The organism is Vibrio sp. 811 (genome assembly GCF_033339195.1).
Window position 1 is genome coordinate 1 of record NZ_JAWOUB010000458.1, and the last position, 674, is coordinate 674.

Below are 674 nucleotides of genomic sequence, written 5' to 3' on the forward strand. Positions count from 1 at the left end.
GCGCAGCTTGCGAAAGGTGCGTATCTTGGTCATATCACACGTCACATGTTGGGTTTGTTCCAAAATATGCCGGGTGCTAGACAATGGCGTCGTCACATCAGTGAAAATGCGCACAAGCCAGGTTCTGGCCTAGAAGTGCTGCAGGATGCGTTAGCGAAGATTCCAAAAGAGCTGAATGTGTAAAATTCACCAGTGGTTGGTTAAAAATACCAACTTACGGACAGAGAAGCCGGAGCGCAGAAATGCCTCTGGCTTTATTTTTATTTAGAAATCATAACCTTAATTTGTTTTGGATAAGTTGGTATGGAAACTGCTCTAGTCGTTTAAAACAAATGGAGAAGTGATTATGTTGGAGCTGATCTTTATTTTAGTATTTGCCGCGACCTTATTAGTAACAGGCATCACGATGATGACAGTGTTCGCAGCAACAGGTATTGCGTTGGTTGTGATGTTTTTACTTGGCATGATCGGCGCGGTACTCAAACTATTGCCATGGCTGATAGTCATCGCATTGGGTATTTGGTTCTTTAAAAACTTCGTTGCCCAACCGCGTTATAAATAGTTGGGTATAGACGATTTAGTTGATAGCGAGGCGTGAGAGTATGGTATATTTCCCCTCACGCCCTCATTGTTGAATATCAGCTATCTCGGAGTACACATTCCATGACAAATAA

General features: G+C 42.7%; 2 protein-coding genes. Both read left to right on the plus strand.

Features of this window, described 5'->3' with window-relative positions:
* A partial coding sequence (locus tag R7Q46_RS27465; protein ID WP_411978783.1) for a tRNA-dihydrouridine synthase occupies positions 1–183 on the plus strand: 183 nt, incomplete at its 5' end.
* A 163-nt stretch (positions 184–346) separates the two neighbouring features.
* A complete protein-coding gene (gene pspG / locus R7Q46_RS27470; protein WP_005496590.1) occupies positions 347–562 on the plus strand; it encodes an envelope stress response protein PspG in 216 nt (71 codons plus the stop codon).
* Positions 563–674: the final 112 nt, after the last annotated feature.

Excerpts from the sequence above, each read along its gene's own strand:
- pspG (WP_005496590.1), top strand. The coding sequence starts at position 347 with ATGTTGGAGCTGATCTTTATTTTAGTATTTGCCGCGACCTTATTAGTA.